This window comes from Labrys sp. HAY1-8F (assembly GCF_056754975.1).
The window spans coordinates 432,835-449,136 of record NZ_JBPGWZ010000002.1 but is presented as its reverse complement, the minus strand read 5'-3'; the positions used below and the strand labels follow the sequence as shown (position 1 = coordinate 449,136).

At 62.6% G+C, this 16,302-nt stretch carries 22 protein-coding genes; 8 read left to right on the top strand and 14 right to left on the bottom strand.

Features of this window, described 5'->3' with window-relative positions:
* Positions 1 to 40: 40 nt before the first annotated feature.
* On the bottom strand, positions 41 to 808 hold the full coding sequence (locus ACR9ZN_RS11080) for an SDR family oxidoreductase (RefSeq protein ID WP_481272238.1): 768 nt from the start codon (positions 806 to 808) through the stop codon (positions 41 to 43).
* Between the two features lie 300 nt (positions 809 to 1,108).
* On the opposite strand from ACR9ZN_RS11080, the gene ACR9ZN_RS11075 reads away from it, so the two are divergent.
* Entirely contained in the window at positions 1,109 to 1,480 is a 372-nt protein-coding gene (locus ACR9ZN_RS11075) for a hypothetical protein (RefSeq protein WP_454814013.1), read from the top strand.
* A gap of 224 nt (positions 1,481 to 1,704) precedes the next feature.
* Here ACR9ZN_RS11075 and ACR9ZN_RS11070 read toward each other — a convergent pair whose 3' ends face one another.
* Entirely contained in the window at positions 1,705 to 2,148 is a 444-nt protein-coding gene (locus tag ACR9ZN_RS11070) for a response regulator transcription factor (RefSeq protein WP_454814012.1), read from the bottom strand.
* A gap of 139 nt (positions 2,149 to 2,287) precedes the next feature.
* The gene (locus ACR9ZN_RS11065; RefSeq protein WP_481272237.1) at positions 2,288 to 2,572 is read right to left on the bottom strand and encodes a hypothetical protein; all 285 of its coding nucleotides are present in this window, start codon (positions 2,570 to 2,572) and stop codon (positions 2,288 to 2,290) included.
* Between the two features lie 195 nt (positions 2,573 to 2,767).
* Between ACR9ZN_RS11065 and ACR9ZN_RS11060 the strand changes: the two genes are divergently transcribed.
* Positions 2,768 to 3,112, top strand: coding sequence for a RidA family protein (locus ACR9ZN_RS11060; RefSeq protein WP_434956511.1), 345 nt, complete (start codon positions 2,768 to 2,770; stop codon positions 3,110 to 3,112).
* 244 nt (positions 3,113 to 3,356) lie between these two features.
* On the opposite strand, the gene ACR9ZN_RS11055 is transcribed toward ACR9ZN_RS11060, so the two are convergent.
* Entirely contained in the window at positions 3,357 to 3,962 is a 606-nt protein-coding gene (locus ACR9ZN_RS11055; RefSeq protein ID WP_481272236.1) for a histidine phosphatase family protein, read from the bottom strand.
* Positions 3,963 to 3,995: 33 nt separating this feature from the next.
* Entirely contained in the window at positions 3,996 to 4,301 is a 306-nt protein-coding gene (locus ACR9ZN_RS11050; protein WP_481272235.1) for a hypothetical protein, read from the bottom strand.
* A gap of 184 nt (positions 4,302 to 4,485) precedes the next feature.
* Here ACR9ZN_RS11050 and ACR9ZN_RS11045 point away from each other — a divergent pair, with 184 nt between their 5' ends.
* A complete protein-coding gene (locus ACR9ZN_RS11045; protein WP_434956508.1) occupies positions 4,486 to 5,115 on the top strand; it encodes a LysE family translocator in 630 nt (209 codons plus the stop codon).
* 7 nt (positions 5,116 to 5,122) lie between these two features.
* Here ACR9ZN_RS11045 and ACR9ZN_RS11040 read toward each other — a convergent pair whose 3' ends face one another.
* Positions 5,123 to 5,548 carry a DUF1801 domain-containing protein gene (locus ACR9ZN_RS11040; RefSeq protein ID WP_481272234.1) on the bottom strand — a complete coding sequence of 142 codons (426 nt, stop codon included), beginning with the start codon at positions 5,546 to 5,548 and terminating at the stop codon, positions 5,123 to 5,125.
* Positions 5,549 to 5,771: 223 nt separating this feature from the next.
* Between ACR9ZN_RS11040 and ACR9ZN_RS11035 the strand changes: the two genes are divergently transcribed.
* A complete protein-coding gene (locus ACR9ZN_RS11035; protein ID WP_481272233.1) occupies positions 5,772 to 6,749 on the top strand; it encodes a glutathione S-transferase family protein in 978 nt (325 codons plus the stop codon).
* Positions 6,750 to 6,755: 6 nt separating this feature from the next.
* On the opposite strand, the gene ACR9ZN_RS11030 is transcribed toward ACR9ZN_RS11035, so the two are convergent.
* Positions 6,756 to 7,646: a LysR family transcriptional regulator gene (locus ACR9ZN_RS11030; RefSeq protein ID WP_481272232.1), complete on the bottom strand. Its 891-nt coding sequence runs from the start codon at positions 7,644 to 7,646 to the stop codon at positions 6,756 to 6,758.
* Between the two features lie 295 nt (positions 7,647 to 7,941).
* Between ACR9ZN_RS11030 and ACR9ZN_RS11025 the strand changes: the two genes are divergently transcribed.
* Positions 7,942 to 8,373, top strand: coding sequence for a hypothetical protein (locus ACR9ZN_RS11025; RefSeq protein WP_434956504.1), 432 nt, complete (start codon positions 7,942 to 7,944; stop codon positions 8,371 to 8,373).
* 292 nt (positions 8,374 to 8,665) lie between these two features.
* Positions 8,666 to 9,592, top strand: a complete 927-nt coding sequence (locus ACR9ZN_RS11020; protein ID WP_481272231.1) for a DMT family transporter — start codon at positions 8,666 to 8,668, stop codon at positions 9,590 to 9,592.
* On the opposite strand, the gene ACR9ZN_RS11015 is transcribed toward ACR9ZN_RS11020, so the two are convergent.
* The 3 genes from ACR9ZN_RS11015 to ACR9ZN_RS11005 form a co-directional block, all read right to left on the bottom strand.
* A complete protein-coding gene (locus ACR9ZN_RS11015) occupies positions 9,546 to 9,860 on the bottom strand; it encodes a hypothetical protein (protein ID WP_481272230.1) in 315 nt (104 codons plus the stop codon). The genes ACR9ZN_RS11020 and ACR9ZN_RS11015 overlap by 47 nt on opposite strands.
* 118 nt (positions 9,861 to 9,978) lie before the next feature.
* Positions 9,979 to 10,275, bottom strand: a complete 297-nt coding sequence (locus ACR9ZN_RS11010) for a DUF6958 family protein (RefSeq protein WP_441771767.1) — start codon at positions 10,273 to 10,275, stop codon at positions 9,979 to 9,981.
* Positions 10,265 to 10,825: a GFA family protein gene (locus ACR9ZN_RS11005; protein ID WP_481272229.1), complete on the bottom strand. Its 561-nt coding sequence runs from the start codon at positions 10,823 to 10,825 to the stop codon at positions 10,265 to 10,267. The genes ACR9ZN_RS11010 and ACR9ZN_RS11005 overlap by 11 nt, the downstream gene beginning before the upstream one ends.
* Positions 10,826 to 10,930: 105 nt before the next feature.
* Here ACR9ZN_RS11005 and ACR9ZN_RS11000 point away from each other — a divergent pair, with 105 nt between their 5' ends.
* Positions 10,931 to 11,578, top strand: a complete 648-nt coding sequence (locus tag ACR9ZN_RS11000) for a TetR/AcrR family transcriptional regulator (protein ID WP_454814001.1) — start codon at positions 10,931 to 10,933, stop codon at positions 11,576 to 11,578.
* A gap of 57 nt (positions 11,579 to 11,635) precedes the next feature.
* Here ACR9ZN_RS11000 and ACR9ZN_RS10995 read toward each other — a convergent pair whose 3' ends face one another.
* The 4 genes from ACR9ZN_RS10995 to ACR9ZN_RS10980 form a co-directional block, all read right to left on the bottom strand.
* Entirely contained in the window at positions 11,636 to 12,352 is a 717-nt protein-coding gene (locus ACR9ZN_RS10995; protein ID WP_481272228.1) for a class I SAM-dependent methyltransferase, read from the bottom strand.
* A 111-nt stretch (positions 12,353 to 12,463) separates the two neighbouring features.
* Complete coding sequence (locus tag ACR9ZN_RS10990; RefSeq protein WP_481272227.1) at positions 12,464 to 13,255, bottom strand: dienelactone hydrolase family protein; 792 nt, start codon at positions 13,253 to 13,255, stop codon at positions 12,464 to 12,466.
* Between the two features lie 65 nt (positions 13,256 to 13,320).
* A complete protein-coding gene (locus ACR9ZN_RS10985) occupies positions 13,321 to 14,232 on the bottom strand; it encodes an agmatinase (protein ID WP_481272226.1) in 912 nt (303 codons plus the stop codon).
* 25 nt (positions 14,233 to 14,257) lie between these two features.
* Positions 14,258 to 14,737 carry an Lrp/AsnC family transcriptional regulator gene (locus ACR9ZN_RS10980; protein ID WP_434959641.1) on the bottom strand — a complete coding sequence of 160 codons (480 nt, stop codon included), beginning with the start codon at positions 14,735 to 14,737 and terminating at the stop codon, positions 14,258 to 14,260.
* Between the two features lie 64 nt (positions 14,738 to 14,801).
* Here ACR9ZN_RS10980 and ehuR point away from each other — a divergent pair, with 64 nt between their 5' ends.
* A complete protein-coding gene (gene ehuR / locus ACR9ZN_RS10975; protein ID WP_481272225.1) occupies positions 14,802 to 16,262 on the top strand; it encodes a MocR-like ectoine utilization transcription factor EhuR in 1,461 nt (486 codons plus the stop codon).
* Positions 16,263 to 16,302: the final 40 nt, after the last annotated feature.

The following is a 16,302-nucleotide window of genomic DNA, read 5'->3' as shown; positions in this document are numbered from 1 at the left end:
GACGATCTCGCCCCAGGGACTGTTTTTGATCGGAAGTGCTTCAGGTTTTCGTGATCGAGACACCGCCATCCGCCAGGTGGGCCGTTCCGGTCACGAAGCTCGACAGGTCCGAAACGAGATAGAGAGCGGAACGGGCGATCTCCTCGGGCGAGGCCAAGCGCTTGAGGGCATGCAGCCCCTCCACGAAGGCGCGTGCCTCCGGCGTGTTGGAAACGCTTCGTCCCATCGGTGTATCGGTGCCGCCCGGCAGCAGGGCATTGGCCCGGATACCCCTGGGGCTGTATTCGGTGGCGATCACCTGGGTGAGGCCGATCAGGCCAGCCTTGCTGGCGGCATAGGCGGCCATGCCGGGAAAACCGACGGTATAACCGACGAAGGTCGAGGTGAACACCAGGGCGCCGCCGCCACGCGCCAGCATGGCGGGGATCTGGTGCCGGGCCGCGAGGAAGGCACTGGTCAGATTGACGTCGAGCGTATCGCGCCAGCTTTCCAGAGAGAGCTCGGTCAGCGGCGCCATCTCTCCGGTGGTGCCCGCATTGTTGAAGGCGACGTCGAGCCCGCCGAAATGCTGCTGGGCGACCTCGACCAGGGCGATCTGGTGATCCTCGTCCTGGATGTTGCCGACCACCGAGACGGCCTTTCCGCCGGCATTCGCAATTTCGGCGGCGACCCTTTCGAGAGCATCTCGACGCCGACCTGACAGGACGACTGCGGCGCCTTCGGCGGCAAACAAACGGGCCGAGGCTTCGCCGATGCCGGAGCTGGCGCCGGTGACGATCGCGACCTTGTTTTCGAGCGTAGACTTCATATCCTGAACCTCCAATTCGATTGGGAGGTCCTTGTTCCCCAGGCGTGACCAAGTCGCGACCCGTTTCCTATGATCTTGCCGAGCACGGCACTCTCTGTTTCCTGGGAAATCGCCAAGCGGGAGATCTCGCGCCAAGAGTGCTTCCATCTGTCCATCCATCGTCATAACCGCCGTGATCTGATCAAACACGAGAATGAACCCATGGCCTCACCTCCCTCCTGTCGCAGACGGATCGCGGCTACCCTGCTTGCGGGTCTTGCAAGCGGATTTCCCGCCATATCGGTGCTCGCGAGCGGACGCTTGCCGCCGCTTCCAGTTCCAGCCCAGCACTTCGCCAATTTCGAGGCCTGTCTCGAACATCTGAAGGCGGTGCAGCGCACCCATATGGCCGGCGTGGCCGAAGGAGCCGTTGCCGATGGCGAAAACCGCACACGCCAGAAACTGGTCGACGGCGAGGGCATCATGCGCGTCAGTTCGCAGGCCGCTCGCTACCAGGCCCGCGTCGGTAATCAGTTCCGCGTCACCGATCGCCAGAAGGGCGTGATCATTACGACCTTCAGCTATGAAGAAACCGCCCTCGAATGCCAGGGTGGCGAGCTGACGGGAAGCGTGACCTCGGGCTACATGCTGCCAGGCGTGGAACAACTGCCCGATGCGGCCAAGACGCAGTGATTCTCATCCAAGCAATGAGGTAGCTTGGCCCCATTCAAGTAATACCAAGCTGCGGGAATATCGAGGCTGCGACGGCGGCTGTTGGTGTGCCGGTCTTCGGACCGGCAGTTCTACCCCGACAGATGCCGGTCCGAAGACCGGCACACCAACAGCCGCAGGCATCGAGAGCCAATCATTTCAACGCTCGGTAGGAACTGCGCCTCGGCCAAAGCGAGGTTTGCCACTCACTGGCGCAAGATGGCGCCTTCGGCTGCCTTGCTCGCGGCTTCCTCTCTCGATGCGACACTGAGAACGCGTAGCAGCAGCGAGACGTGGTTGCGCACCGTGAAGGGAGAGATGGCCAGAGCCCTGGCGATCTCCTTGTTCGACTTGCCCTGAACGATCAGATCCAGAATATCCTGCTGGCGAGGGGTGAGTATCGGCATCAGATACGGGGCCTGGTCCGGGCCGGCCCAGGTTTCGAGCGCCGAGACGACTTGTTCGGCCGAAACCAGCTTGCCGTCGGAATCACCTGGCTGAGCCGTCAGCAAGAAAACCGTGGCATTGGGAAAGTGCCGGCGCACTTGCGCCAGCGTGTCCTCGCCATCCATTTCAATGATCGCCATCACGGCGCGGCGGCTTTCGATGGGAGGGGCGGAGGAGGAAGACGTCAAAGCAATCTGTCTCAATCGAAATGTCCTAGCCATCGCAGTGCGGTGATTTCCTGGCGGCTGCCGGACCTGCAACCTTGCTTGCTCTCCTTCTTTCATGCCTGCCTTTGACTGTCTGTTCCGCGCGTGACTCCGGAACAGGCGGTCAACCAATGGCTCAATCGTCGTTTTCGGCGGTGAGTTCTTCCGGCCGAAGGCCGGATTGGCGCGCCCCGCGACGCAGGCGCAGGCCCGGGCCGTTGCCATCGTCCTCGAGGAACTGGATGCCGGCTTCCTCGAAGGCGAGGCGCATGGCCGCCAGATCCTGTCTCTGCGGTACCCGGTCGCCCTTTTCGAACTCGGCGATGATAACTTTCGGCACGCCAGACCGCTTCACCAGATCGGCAATTTCGAAATCCAGGAGGGCGCGGGCGGCGCGGCTGAGGGAAGGGGTGAGGGACATTGTAAACGCCTCATACGGATGAACAGGCCTATATTTGGCAACAACCGGCCTTAACACCAGATGTAGGAATCTGTGAGACGTTCGGCCAGTTCATCCCCCAACATCGCAGGAAAGAGTTTCCGTGCCTGATGTGATTTCTGAATCGGATTCGATGCTGTAGAGGAGGGCCCTGACTTTTCAAGGAAGGACACTCCCATGGTCAAGCGTCTTCATCCCGGCCCGCGTTTCTGCAAGGCGGTCGTCGCCAATGGCGTCGTCACCACGGCCGGCATCACCGCGGCCGATACCAGCGGCGACACCTCGGCGCAGACCGCCGACATCCTGGCGCAGATCGATGCCCTGCTGGCCGAAGCCGGCAGCTCCAAGGCGAACCTGCTCACGGCCAGCATCTGGCTGCGCGACATCGCTCATTTCGGCCAGATGAACGCGGTCTGGGACAAGTGGGTCGACATGAACAACCTGCCTGTCCGCGCGACCGTGGAAGCGCGCCTGGCCCTGCCGGAACTGCTGGTCGAAATCCAGGTTACCGCGACGGCCTGATCGTCCTGGTCAAGGCGTACCGTGCAGGAAAGACCGCGCCTTTGCGGTTCCAGGCAAGTCCGTCAATAAAGGAACGAACTGGCTCGACCTTTGTCATTGCCGGGCTTCAACCGGCAATCCAGCTCCCTTCCAGGCATCGAAGGCGGGGCCGCTGGATGCCCGGGACAAGCCCCGGCATGACAAAGGCGGCGTTCCAGCCACTTCCGGACAACGCACTAGCGAAAGCTGCTCCGACTTTTCGGCCCTAGCTCCGTGCCACCCTGGCATAGGCATTCGCGGACATCCATTCGCCATTCTCGATCGGGCGGCCAAGGAAGGCGCTGAAATAGCGTTTCATGTCTACCCTGTCGCTCGCCTCGGGATGTTCGGCCAGCATGCGCCAAGCCTGCATGACGTGGCCATGTGTGAAAATGGCGATGCGTTCGAGGCCGAGCGCTTCGATGCGGCGGGCGGTGGTTCGTACGCGCTCCAGCATCTGGGCAAAGGATTCGGCGCCCGGACCGTCAACCCGTTTGGGATCGGCAAGATGCCAATAGGCGTCCACCAGCGGGCGCCGCTGCTCCATCGTGGTGTTCGCGCAGCGAACGGGCGACAGATAGGTGAATTCCTGCACCGGCCAGGTTTCGATCGGCACCGCCGCAAAACGCTCGGCCGTCAGCGCCGCCGTTTGACGCGCTCGCAGATAGGGTGACACGACAATCAGTTCCGGGGCTCGTTCGAATTTGGCCGCTACCACGCGCGCCTGTTGCCAGCCGGTTTCGGTAAGCGGCGCCGAAGAGGCGTCCTTGCTGGCAGCCCCGGCATTGGCGGTGCTTTCGCCGTGGCGGATCAGCCAGAGTTCACGCGCCATGCCGCCTCCAGGCAACCCGCAACGGAACGGATCTCACTCGAACACCTCAAATGGACGTCGAAGCCGATCTTCCCGGTTGACCTGGCGGGTGTTGAGCTTGAGTTCACAGCCACCGCAAATGTCCGGGCGAGCCGTGAAAGCCTTGGACGCCTTGTCTTCCGCATCCGGTGTCCATTGCGAGGCGGAATTGCCCAACGCAGGAGCCTTGCCGGCCATGGCGGCCGGCTTCTTATGTTTGGGCTGCTCCACCGTCAGATCCGGCGGCGCGAATTCCTCTGCCAGGACGGAGGTGCCCAGCAGTGGCAGGAGGAGGAGGGCGGTACAGGCGGATAGCTTCATGAGGAGCCCCAACGTCAGGCATTGCCGACACGACAAGGTCGGACGAGTCGATGGCAATATTTTAGCATAGCATGCCCTCGACAAGGGGGGAGAGGCTCTCGCCAAGGGGCCCCTGTGACGAGGTTCTTGCCTTGTCCCCGGCCTTGTGGCTTGCTCCGCCGCAGGAAATGACAAGGAGCGACCTATGCCTGATCCGACACTCTGGGGACTTTTCGTTCTCGCTTCGATCACGCTGCTGCTGACCCCGGGACCGGCTGTGCTCTTCATCGTGGCGCGTTCGGTCGAACGAGGCAAGGTGGCGGGCCTGGTCTCGGTCCTCGGCATCCATCTCGGCACCATCGTCCATATCGTCGCTGCCGCGGTCGGGCTGTCTGCCCTGATCGTTTCCTCGACCCTAGCCTTTTCCGTGGTCAAGTATCTGGGCGCGGCCTATCTGATCTGGATCGGCATCCGTACGCTGATGGCGCCGGATCTGCCTCTGGAGATCTCTGCCAAGTCGACCAAGCCGCTGCATCGGCTGTTTCAGGAAGGCTTCATCGTCAATCTGTTCAATCCGAAGACGGCGATCTTCTTCCTGGCCTTCCTGCCGCAGTTCGTCGACCCGGCGCGCGGCGGCTTGCATTGGCAGGTCCTCGTGCTCGGCTTCACCTTCATGGGGCTTGGCATGCTGAGCGATGCCATGTTCGCCCTGGCAGCCGGCGCGGCCGGGGATTTCCTGCGCCGCAGCCGCCGCTTCCTGCGGTTCCAGCGCTGGTTTGCCGGCCTGTCCTTCATCGGCCTGGGCGTGACGGCGGCGCTCGTTTCACGCAAGTAGGAATGCCCTAGCGGGCGCCATGGCCCCGGAGATGGCAGGTCAGCGCCATGGCGATACAGTGCCGGAGGGGCGCATCGGGCGGCGGCGTCGCGGGATCGAACAGCAACGCACGCCGGCCTTCATAGGTGAATATATCGGGGTAATGCGAGCGGTAGAGCTCGACGAGCCGGGTCTGGCAGGGCACGTAGAGCGCATAGCAATTTTCCGATCGCCGGTGGGCGTTGATCCGAATGGTGGTGCCGACCCGTTTGCGTACGGGATGGTAGGCGGGCTCACCCCATTTCAAGGTTTCCACCATGCCGCCGAGCTCGGGCAAGCTGGAACCGACCTGGAGGATCATCTCGCGCAGCCCGAGCACGGGCTGGCAAAGGCGCTGCGGCAGGGCCGCGAAGGCCGACGATATGGCGGCATCGGCGAAAGGCAGCATGGGCAAGGTCGTCTCCGCTCAGAGACCGGCATGGTAGGATATCGGCCTTGATCCGGCTTGCCAAAACAGGGCCGTCGCGCGCATCGAAGCGGCCTCTTATCGATTTCGTCGATGGATAGGTTCTAGAGATGGCGACTATTCGTGCGCGTCATCCCATGACAGCATTCCCGCCTTCGGCACGTTGTCTGCCGTGGCGTCAAGACGGATTGAGTGAGCGCGAGGCTGCATCATGGGCGAGTTGATCGACGGGCAATGGCATCGCACTGCCCCGGCCAAGCTGATGGCCGACGGCAGGTTGAAGCGGCCGCCCTCGGTGTATCGGAACTGGATTTCGTCCCAGGCGGACGCGGCCTTCAAGGCCGAGGCTGGGCGCTATCATCTCTATGTCTCACTGGCCTGCCCCTGGGCCCATCGCACCCTGATCATGCGCAGCCTCAAGGGGCTGGAGAGGTTGATCGGCATCTCCGTGGTCAACTGGTTGATGGGAGAGGACGGTTGGAGCTTCGATCCCGGGCCCGGCGTCGTGGCGGATAATGTGAACGCTGTCACCAAGCTTCACGAGCTCTATACGCTGGGGGATCCCGGCGCCACCACGCGCGTCACCGTCCCCGTGCTTTGGGACAAGGCAAGCCGGCGCATCGTCTCCAACGAATCGGCCGAGATCATCCGCATGTTCAATTCGACTTTCGATGGCATTGATGCCAGCCCCGGCGACTACTATCCGGCCGAGCTGCGCGCGGAGATCGATGCCGTCAACGAACGCGTCTATGAAAGCCTCAACAATGGTGTCTACAAGGCGGGCTTCGCCACCACGCAGGCCGCCTATGAGGAGGCGGCGACAGCCGTCTTCGAAACCTTGGACTGGCTGGAGCACCGGCTCGAACGCCAGGCATTCCTGCTGGGCGAACGCATCACCGAGGCCGACATCCGCCTGTTTACGACATTGCTGCGCTTCGATCCGGTCTATCATGGCCACTTCAAATGCAACCGGCGCATGATCACCGACTACCCTGCACTTTGGGACTATACGCGGGCGTTTCATCAGCATCCGCTTATCCGGCCGACCATCGCCATGGATCACATCAAGGGGCACTATTATGCCAGCCACCCCTGGATCAATCCGGGCCGTATCGTGCCTCTCGGCCCCGATCTCGACTATGATGCCCCCATCTCCGGTTTGCGCGCCTCGGCGGCCCGGGCCGCGTAATGTCCCTCAACGGGCTCGATTGCTCTTTACCGCCGGTTCATCCGGCATCCTGGCAAAGGCTTCGCGCAAATGATCGGCGAGCAGCCCCGCCGCCCGCGTCAGGCCGGGGCCGGCATGGAGCCTGATCTCGGCGCCGGGCAGGGCGGGTAGGCCTTCTTCCGGCGACAGGCTTTGCAAGCTGCGCGGCAGGAAGCTCGATTTCACCACCGTGACCGCCAGTCCCTGGGCCGCAATCGCTTCCACTGTCGCCAGATTATGGGACACGAAGGCCAGCCGCCACGGCCGCTGCGCGGCATCAAGGGCCTCGATTGCCCATTTACGGAAGAGACAGCCCATCGGATAGAGTGCCACCGGGAGAGGATCGATGAGCCAGGCCCGGTGCGCCGTGCTGGCTGCCCAGACCGGCTGCTCCAGCCGCAGCAATTCGCCGTCCTCATGCCCCCGGGCATGCATGGCGATGACGAGATCATAGCTTTCGCCGAGGCGGCCGAGCATGGTGCTGGTCAGGCCGGTTTCCATCTCGACATGAATACGCGGATAGAGGGTGAGGAAGCGCGCCAGCAAGGCGGGCAGAACGTGGCTTCCGTAATCATCCATTACACCCAGCCGCACGCGGCCCTCGAGCCGATGTTCGCGAAGCCTGCCGACCGCCTCCTCGTTCAGGGCGAGGATGCGCCGCGCATAGGTGAGTAGGCTTTCACCGGCCTGGGTCAACTCGACCGTGGTGGTGTTGCGACGGAACAACTCCGCGGCGACCCGCACTTCGAGACGCCGAATCTGCATGCTCACGGCTGATTGCGTGCGATTGAGCCGCGCGGCCGCCCGCGTGAAGGAGCTATGGTCGGCCACGGCCAGAAAGGCTCTCAAGAGATCAGGATCGAGCAACGGCAATGTCATCACACATCATGATGATGCCTATGCGAGAAATGCAATTTCCTTGTGAGTACCCTCCCGGCACTCCGAGCAGCATTGTGCTTCGTGATGGTGGCGCCTGGAAGGTTGCCTGTCAGAGACCCGTTCCTTCGGGCCTATGCACAAGGCACGATGGCAGCGACCAGGCAGGGCATCCTGCGTGCTCTAGACAGCTCTGCTCTTCCCGCTCGCTTTCCATAGGTGGGGAAGGCTCCTTGATAATTCGTTCGGAACCCGGGATAAACTCGTCGAGACAGGTGAACTTCCGGAAAGGGAAGCCATGGACGGAGCATATTTATCGGCTTTGGCGGCCCTTGCCGGATCGAGTATCGGCGCATTCGCATCCTTTGCAACGACGTGGCTCAATCAGAGTTATCAGCAAAGAGTTCAGCGTCTTTCCAACGAAATGTCACGGCGAGAAAGAATATTTGGAGAATTTATTGACGAGGCATCGAAAGTATACGGCGATGCTATGGAGAATAATTTAACCGACTCGGGGAAATTGGTTAAACTTTACTCCATTAAAAATAGAATGAAGTTATTTTCGGGAGACGAGGTGATCGCCAGGGCCGATGAAGTTCTGGAAACCATCGTCAACAGATATTCTTCAGAGAAGGTCGATTTTTCTCATCTGGACGCCAAGAAGCTCCCGGAATACGACCTTTTGTATGGTTTTACAGAAGCGTGCCGGAAGGAAATCGTTCGCTATTAATCGGAGAATAGCGGACAGGAATGGCCTCCGTCAGCTCGTGGCTTCTTGGCCCAGAGTTGAGCAGGTCGATTTGCGAGCTCCGCCGAACCGCCAGGCGTCGAAAGCCCATGAGACAACCGCAAGGATGGTGCGGGAATCTGATTCGCAGTGCCACGGATGCGGAAGGCAACTCAACATACCGCAATCGAGTGGTCATCACATTCCGTGATGATATTCATCAGACAAATGCAATTCTCTCGAACGGTGTGCCTGCGCTATCCATGCTCGTGACCACGCAGCGGGAGCAGGGGTAATGTGGGGTGTTCTGGCGGCCATCCTGTCGAGCGGCATCGGGGGTACCGCTGTGGTCGCCACGCGGTCGCTCTCGAAGACGATCGACCCGATCACGCTTGGCGCACTGCGTTTCGGCCTCGGCTTCCTCTTTCTCCTGCCCGTTGCATGCCTGCGCCGCGAAGCCTGGCCGCCGCGTCGCGACTGGCCGGGCGTGGTCGGGCTGGGCCTCTTGTTCTTTGGACTGTTCCCGATCCTGTTCAATGCGGCGCTCTATTTCACCACGGCAGCGCGCGGCGCCATTGCCTTGTCGGCGTTACCGGTCTTGACCATGCTGGCGGCCTCGGCTCTGCGCGCCGAGACCATGAATGCCCGCAAGGTCCTGGGGGTCCTGGTTACCATGTCCGGGGTGACGCTCGCGCTGCTCTCGGGCCTCTCCACAGCACCGCCGGGGGCCTGGCGGGGCGACCTCCTGATGCTCGGGGCGGCGCTTGTCATGGCTCTTTATACGATCTGGTCCCGGTCTTTCATCGCTCGTTCGGGACCCGTTCGTTTCACGTTGACAGCGATGGGTATCGGCGCGCTCTGCCTCGTCTCGGTCGCGGCAATCGGCGGAGGATTGACCAATCTTCGCTGGCTCCCGTCGGAAGCCTGGCTTGCCGCCGGCTATCTCGGCATTGTCGGCAGCGCGCTGGTCTTCTTCCTATGGTCTTTCGCAGTCACCCATACGACGCCGACGCTGGTGGCGATCGCGGTGGCGGTCAATCCGATCACCGCCAGTCTGGCGGGAGACCTATTCCTCGGAGAAAGGCTTGGCTGGAACTTCGCAACGGGTCTTGGCCTGGTCTGCCTCGGCATCGTCATCGCCGCGACCAAGTCCGGCTTGCGGCCGGAACGGCCATTCAGCGAGAAACGTCGGTCTCGCCTCCGAACACGACCCCGCGATTGAACTGGTAATTATAACCCGCATGAGCCCCGAAACTGGAACCGAGGTCCGAGGAGGATCGGCTGTTGCCATCCGTGCTCAATTTCGACCTGCCCTGGGACAGGCCGGCATGACCGCCGGCATAAAACCCCGTCCAATCATAGGGGCCCGACGCCTTCTTGGAATCCAAGGGCGGCGGAGCGAATTTGTTCTCCTTGAGAGCAAATCCATCGGCGAAGGCAGAACCGGCAAACAGCAGCAGGGCGCCAGTAGCGATGGCAAAGGTCTTCATGGTCGTCTCCGGCAATTCGGCTGGTTGGTCGCAGAATCTACAGAAGAATGCGACCGAATGAAGATCACACTCGCATGAGAGGCCCCGAGGAGACTGCCAACATGCCCTCCCAATATCCTCAGACTTTGCGATGGAGACGCAGAGGCTTGGTTGCTTCGCGCACCACGGTGCCCTTCGCCTCGAGATCGAGTTGAACGGCTTTCAGCCACCAGCCGGCCTTCGCGCCGCCCGGAAAGAGAGCCTGCGACAGCAAGGGCAACAAATGCTGCTTGGCTTCGGCTACCGTCAGGCCAGGCGAGGTTTCGGGCAAGACGGCAAGGAGCGCCGTTTTCATCGCCTCATACTTGGCCTTGTCGACACGAACGACATGCCCGGGTGACACCACGTTCTGGATCGCAATCTTCTCAACCGGCATAGTGACCAACCCCGCCTTTCACATAATCGATCTTCGGCGCCCGAAAACCCATGGCGATCCAGGCCGAAAGCAGCTTCCACATGAAACGTCCCGAATGCGAGGCGTAGCTGGGCATGTCGTCTTTGCGTTCGAAGCCGGCTCTCCGATCCCCGGTCATCACCCGCATTTCCAGGGCGGGTCGATCGCTGGCGGCAAAGCGCTGCCTGTAGAGGCTCAGCCAGTGCCCTTTTTCGAATTCGAGAAACATGGGAGCGTTGCAACAATGCGCCAGGACACGCCGGGTCTTGGCGGTAGGCGTCAGCCGGTATTCACGCAGCAACTCGGCTCCCGCGATGCAACGAACTCTGTCCTTTCGGTAGAGCACGAAGGCTGTGCCACCGTCGTCCTCCGCCATCCCAGGCGCCCCTGGCAGGGCCTCAATGCGTTCCCTGGCGGTACGGCAACTCGTGCAATGGCAGACAGCGGTGACGATGGGAGCGTCGGCCGCTTCGAGCACGACCTGTCCGCACAGACAGGTGAGAGGGAGAGCCCTTCCATGCAGATGCGCCATAACCTTGTCCCCCCGGGTCGCTTATTAACTAGACTGTACCGTCCAGTTTGATTTGTCAATCCGGATGGTCTATTCGCGAACCGGTGCTATCCAGGGACAGGGGGCATGGCGACCATGAGCAACGGCGCAAGAATTCGGGTCGAGCGTACACGCAAAAGCATCGTTGCAGCGGCAACCGACCTCTTCCTCAAGCACGGCTTCCTGGCCACCAACATGGATGAGATCGCGGCGACGGCCGATGTGTCGAAGCAGACCGTCTATGCCCATTTCCAGAGCAAGGAGACGCTGTTCCTCGAAATAGCGAGCGGCATGACGGGGCAGGCCGGCGACGAGTTGCAGGAACAGGTCGCCGATCCGCCCGACGATCTCCCGATCGAGAAATTCCTGCTCGAATTCGCTGAATTTCAGCTCGCATTGGTGATGACACCACGCCTGCTGCAATTGCGGCGCCTGGCGATCGCCGAGGCCGAGCGTTTTCCCGACCTCGGCAAGGTGCTTTACGAGCGCGGCCCGATGCGCTCGATCAACCGGCTGGCGACGATATTCGCACGCTATGTCGAAAGGGGCCTCATCCGTACATCGGACGTTCGAGCCGCCGCCGCCTTCTTCAACTGGCTGGTGATGGGGGGACCGGTCAACGATGTCATGCTCCTGGGCAATGGAGCTATACCGAAGCCGAACGTGCTGCGAGCCCATGCCGGGGAGGCGGTTCGCATCTTCCTGGCTGCCTATCAGGTCGACGCCAAGGGGTGAGCCCGGGGCGCCGCCCCGGTTATGCCGCGAAGCTCGACCGACAGCCCTAGTCGTGCCTCAACCGCGCCGATGCGTGATCCAGCCGCCCCAGAACAGGCTCGAGAAGAACAAGGTCGGCTCCTCGAAGCCGGCCTGCGTCAACATCTCAGCCACATCCTGGTCGGAAGCAGGCGGATCGGCCCCTTGCCGGATCTTGCCCAGCTTTGCCTCGATCTCGTCGGCCGATGCTCCATGCATACGCCAGCGCTCGCCCCAGGCCGCCAGGAACAGCGGCCTGCTCGCATAGGCATGCCGGTTGCCGGCCAGGATGAGAGGTGCCCCAGGCTTGAGACGGGCCGCCAACGCCTTGAGGATGTCTTGCTTGGCGGAAAGGCCGGGCAAGTGGTGCAGAACGCCGATCAAGCTCGCGGCGTCATAGACAGCCTCCGCGGGCAAGGCACCGACCTCGCCCAGCACGGGAGTCGTTCGCGCCGTGAGGCCGGCCTCGCCGACAGCGGCCATCGCGAGTTCGAGCATGGGAGCGGAAGGATCCACGGCGGTAAAGTGCCAGAGGGGCTCGAGGCGAGCCGCCGAGATGATTTCCTGGGCGGTGCCGCCGGCTCCAGCCACCAGAACCCGTGCGGCGCGGCCAGGGCCCAGATCGGCGGCGAGCAGGCAGGCGCCGAGTTCGTGGCACGCATCGTAGCCCGCAAGGGCGATACGGCTTTGGACCGCATATTCGGCGGCCCGGCCGCTATCGAATTTTGCGGCTGCCGTGTTTCCGGTTTCAGTCATGATCTTCTCCCTGAACATCGCTCCTTTGCTTGGGAGAAGCGATGCCGGGAAGGCCGCTTCTTATGCTGGTATAAAAGCTGACAGCGGCCGGCCCGCGTCAGTCGATTGCCTTCAATTCTTAGCAAAGCTCTCGGCCAGCCAGGACCGCATCATCACATAGGATCTCGCCGCGGCCTTGGCGTCGTAGCGGCAATTGCCGGTCTTGCCGGTTGCCTCGGTTTCCGTGAAGCAATGCACGGCATGGCCGATCTCGACAAATTGCCAGTCGGCCGGGCTGCCCCGCATCTCTTCGGTGAATTTGGGCACGTCCGGAATGGTGGCGGTATCGTCGGCCCCGTTGATGGCGAGCACGCGTGCCTTGATGGTCTTGGCCAGGGCCGGGTCGTCGGTGCCGAGGCCGCCATGGAAGGAGATCACCGCCTTCGCGTCGGCGCCACTGCGCGCCAAGTCGAGCACGGCACTGCCGCCGAAGCAAAAGCCGATCGCCGCCAACCGGGACTGGTCGATCGGTGCATTGGTGGTGTTGACCTTCAACTGCTCGAAAGCCTTGTCGATGCGTTTGCGCATCAAGGCGCGGTCGCCATAGAGCGGGGCGATGGCAGCCTTCGCTTCCGTGTCATTCTTGGGGCGGACGCCCTCGCCATACATGTCGGTGAGCAGGATGACATAGTCCTTGCCCGCAATCTTCTTGGCCTTCTCGATGGCGGTGTCACCCACGCCATACCAGTTGGGCACCATGACCAGGCCGGGGCGCTTGGCCTTGGGGGCATCGTCATAGATCAGCAGGCTCTTGAAGGTCGTGCCATCCAAGGTCCAGTCGACCGGCTTGACCACCATCTTGGCGAAGGCGGGCGTAACAATAAAAAGCGCAAGCAAGGGCAGAACGAGACGGGTAAAGCGCATGGGATGTCCTCTCGACGGCGGATGAAACCTTGTCGGGCCATCATGCTATCAGAGCACGCCGGCTTTCAAACCTGCCGGGCGATGGTCCCGATCACATTGACGAGAAGCCGTGCCGCCGTGAGCGCCGACAGGCCGCTTTCATCGGCGGGCGGATAGAGCTCGACGAGATCGAAGCCAGCGATCCGGGCCCACCGGCCGAGGCCGGCGATCAGGTCGATCACCTGGGTATAGCTGAGACCGCCCGGCGTGCGGGCCGCCACTCCCGGCATGATGCCGGGATCGAGGCCATCGCAATCGAGGGTGACGACGACCTGCGCTCCAGCAGGAATGTGCCGAAGCGCAGCCTCGATGCCCCGGGCGTGGATCTCGCGAGCAGTCACCAGATGGCTGCCATAGCTTCGGGCCGCCTCGATTTCCGCCAGGCGGGCACTGCCGACGCCGCGCATGCCCACCTGCACGATGCCGGCGACGTGCCCCATCTCGCTCGCGCGGCGCATCGGGCTGGAATAGCCATGGCGTTCGCCGTGCAATTCGTCGCGCCAGTCGATATGCGCATCGATCTGCAGGATCCAGATCGGGTCGTGGTCGGCAAAACCGGCAAGGAAGGGAATGGGGATGGAATCATCGCCGCCGAGCAGGAGGGGGATGGCGCCTGCCGCAAGGATCTCGCGCGTCTTCGCCTCGATCCGGTCCCGGTTCGCGGCATTGTCGCGCATGACGGTCTCGATATTGCCGACATCGACGCATGAAGCGGGTTTGCCATCGAAGAGCGGCCCGCCGAGGTCGAAATCCCAATGCTCGACCAGACCGGCATCCTCCTGACTGGCGGCGCGGATGGCGTCCGGCGCCAGGGCATAGGGAGCACTGTCCTTGACGGGATAGGTGCTGCCATGGCCGGCCCCGAAGATCACCATTCGGGGCTTGCGGTCGCCGGCAAGGCGGGTGGGAAAATCCAGGAAGGTGGGCATGGCGGTCATTGGGGTCCAATCCTGCGACTGCAGTTCAAGAGATGGTGCCCTCGATGATCTCGAGCGGGAATCCCGTCTGCTTGATGGTTTTGGTGACGATATAGGTGAAATAGCGGTCGATACCGATCTCAGCCTCGAGCAAACCGTCGATCAGGCGCTGGTAAGAATCGATATCGGTGGTCACCACGCGCAGGAGATAGTCGATGCCGCCGCCCACGGCGTCGCAAGCGACTATGGCCGGCTCACGCATGACGGTGGCTTCGAATCGCTGGAAATCCGCCTGGCGATGGCTCTTGAGCGTGATCTCGACCAGCACGGTGGCAAAGCGCCCCAACCGCGCGGCGTCGATGACAGCGCCGTAGCGGGCGATCGCACCGGCTTTTTCCAGACGGCGCAGCCGCTCCCAGCACGCGGCGGCCGACAGACCGGCCTCGGTGGCGAGGTTCAACTTGGTGATGCGGCCATCGCGCTGCAGGGCCGCGAGGATCTTCAGATCGATCTTGTCGAGTTTCAACATGGCGCCGGCGAATGGATTGGTATAATACGGATAGGCTTGGGTATTGTATCAGGACAATTTCATGTCACTCTCCAATTCTGACCGGTTCGGACGATTTGTCGAATCGCGCGCGCCTCTTGCGGCGGCGGCAGAATGGCGACCAGTCCTACCGCGCCGCAAGGGCGTGACCAAGCACAAGCTGCTGACCGACCTGATCATCGCGGATGTCGAGGCCGAGATCCTCAAGCCGGGAACGCGCATGCCGACCCATCGCGATCTTGCTCACGCCCTCAAGGTCTCGGTGCAGACGGTCAGCATCAGCTACAAGGAAGCGGAAAGGCGCGGGGTTCTGCGGGGCGAAGTCGGGCGGGGCACCTTCGTGCGGGACCGGGTGACCGAGCGCGCCGAGCGCTTCATGCTCGACCGCTCCCCCGGCCAGACAGCCGACCTCTCCATCATCCGCGCCGTCTACACCGAAGCGCATGAGCGCGCCTCGCGGCAGGTGATGGCGCGCCTGAGCGACGGAGACAACAGTGCCTTCATGCGCACCTGCCGCCCAATTGCCGGGCTCGACCGTCACCGGGGCGCGGCGAGGATCTGGCTGCGCGGGCTCGGCGTGGAGGCGGAAGCCGATCGCATCCTGATCACCAATGGCGCGGCCCACGGCCTCTTCCTGGCCGTGGCGTCGGTGGTCCATCCCGGTGACCTCGTGCTCACCGAAAACCTGACGGATCACGGCATCATTGGCTTGGCCACGTTGCTGGGCTTCACCCTGCGTGGGTTGCCAACGGACGCCGAAGGCATACTGCCCGAGGCCCTTGAGGCCGCCTGCGCATCCGGGGGGGTCAAGGCGATGGTCCTCATTCCCTCGCTGGGAAACCCGACCAGTCACGTGGCCGGCGCCGGACGCCGGCGGGAGATTGCCGACATCGCTGCCCGCTATGGCATCTTCGTGATCGAGGACGAGGTCTACAAACCCCTGCTCGATGAGCCCTTGCCCTCGATCGCCCAGATGCTGCCGGAACTCGGCTTCTTCGCGACGTCGATGACCAAGTCCGTGATGACCGGACTGCGCGTCGGCTATCTCGTGGTGCCGCCGGCCTATTCGATCCGTGTCGGCAGCATCATGCGGGTGACGAGCTGGAGCGCCACCAACCTGCCGGCCGAAATAGCCTCGCTCTGGATCGAGGACGGCACCGCCCAGGCCCTTGTCGGCTTGCAGCGCCAGGAAGCACGTGCGCGCCAGGCCATCGTGAGCCAGGTGCTCGGAGACATCGTCGCTTCCAGTCACCCACTCTCGCTTTGCGCCTGGCTGAAGGTGCCGCCCCGTTGGACGGAGGAAGGGTTGGTGCGCGCTCTTGCCCAGCGCGCCATCGCGGTCACGCCTTCCGACCCCTTCGTTGCCGGCGAGCTTGGCGCCGGCGGCATCCGCGTCTGCCTCGGCGGACGGCTGTCGCATGCCGCGCTGGCGGAGACGCTCGCCTCGGTGCGGGCCACTTTCGAACAGCTGCCGCCCGTGTTCGACGCACGGTTGATCGGCTGAGGCAGATCTGTATCATTACAATATAACAATTGACATGATT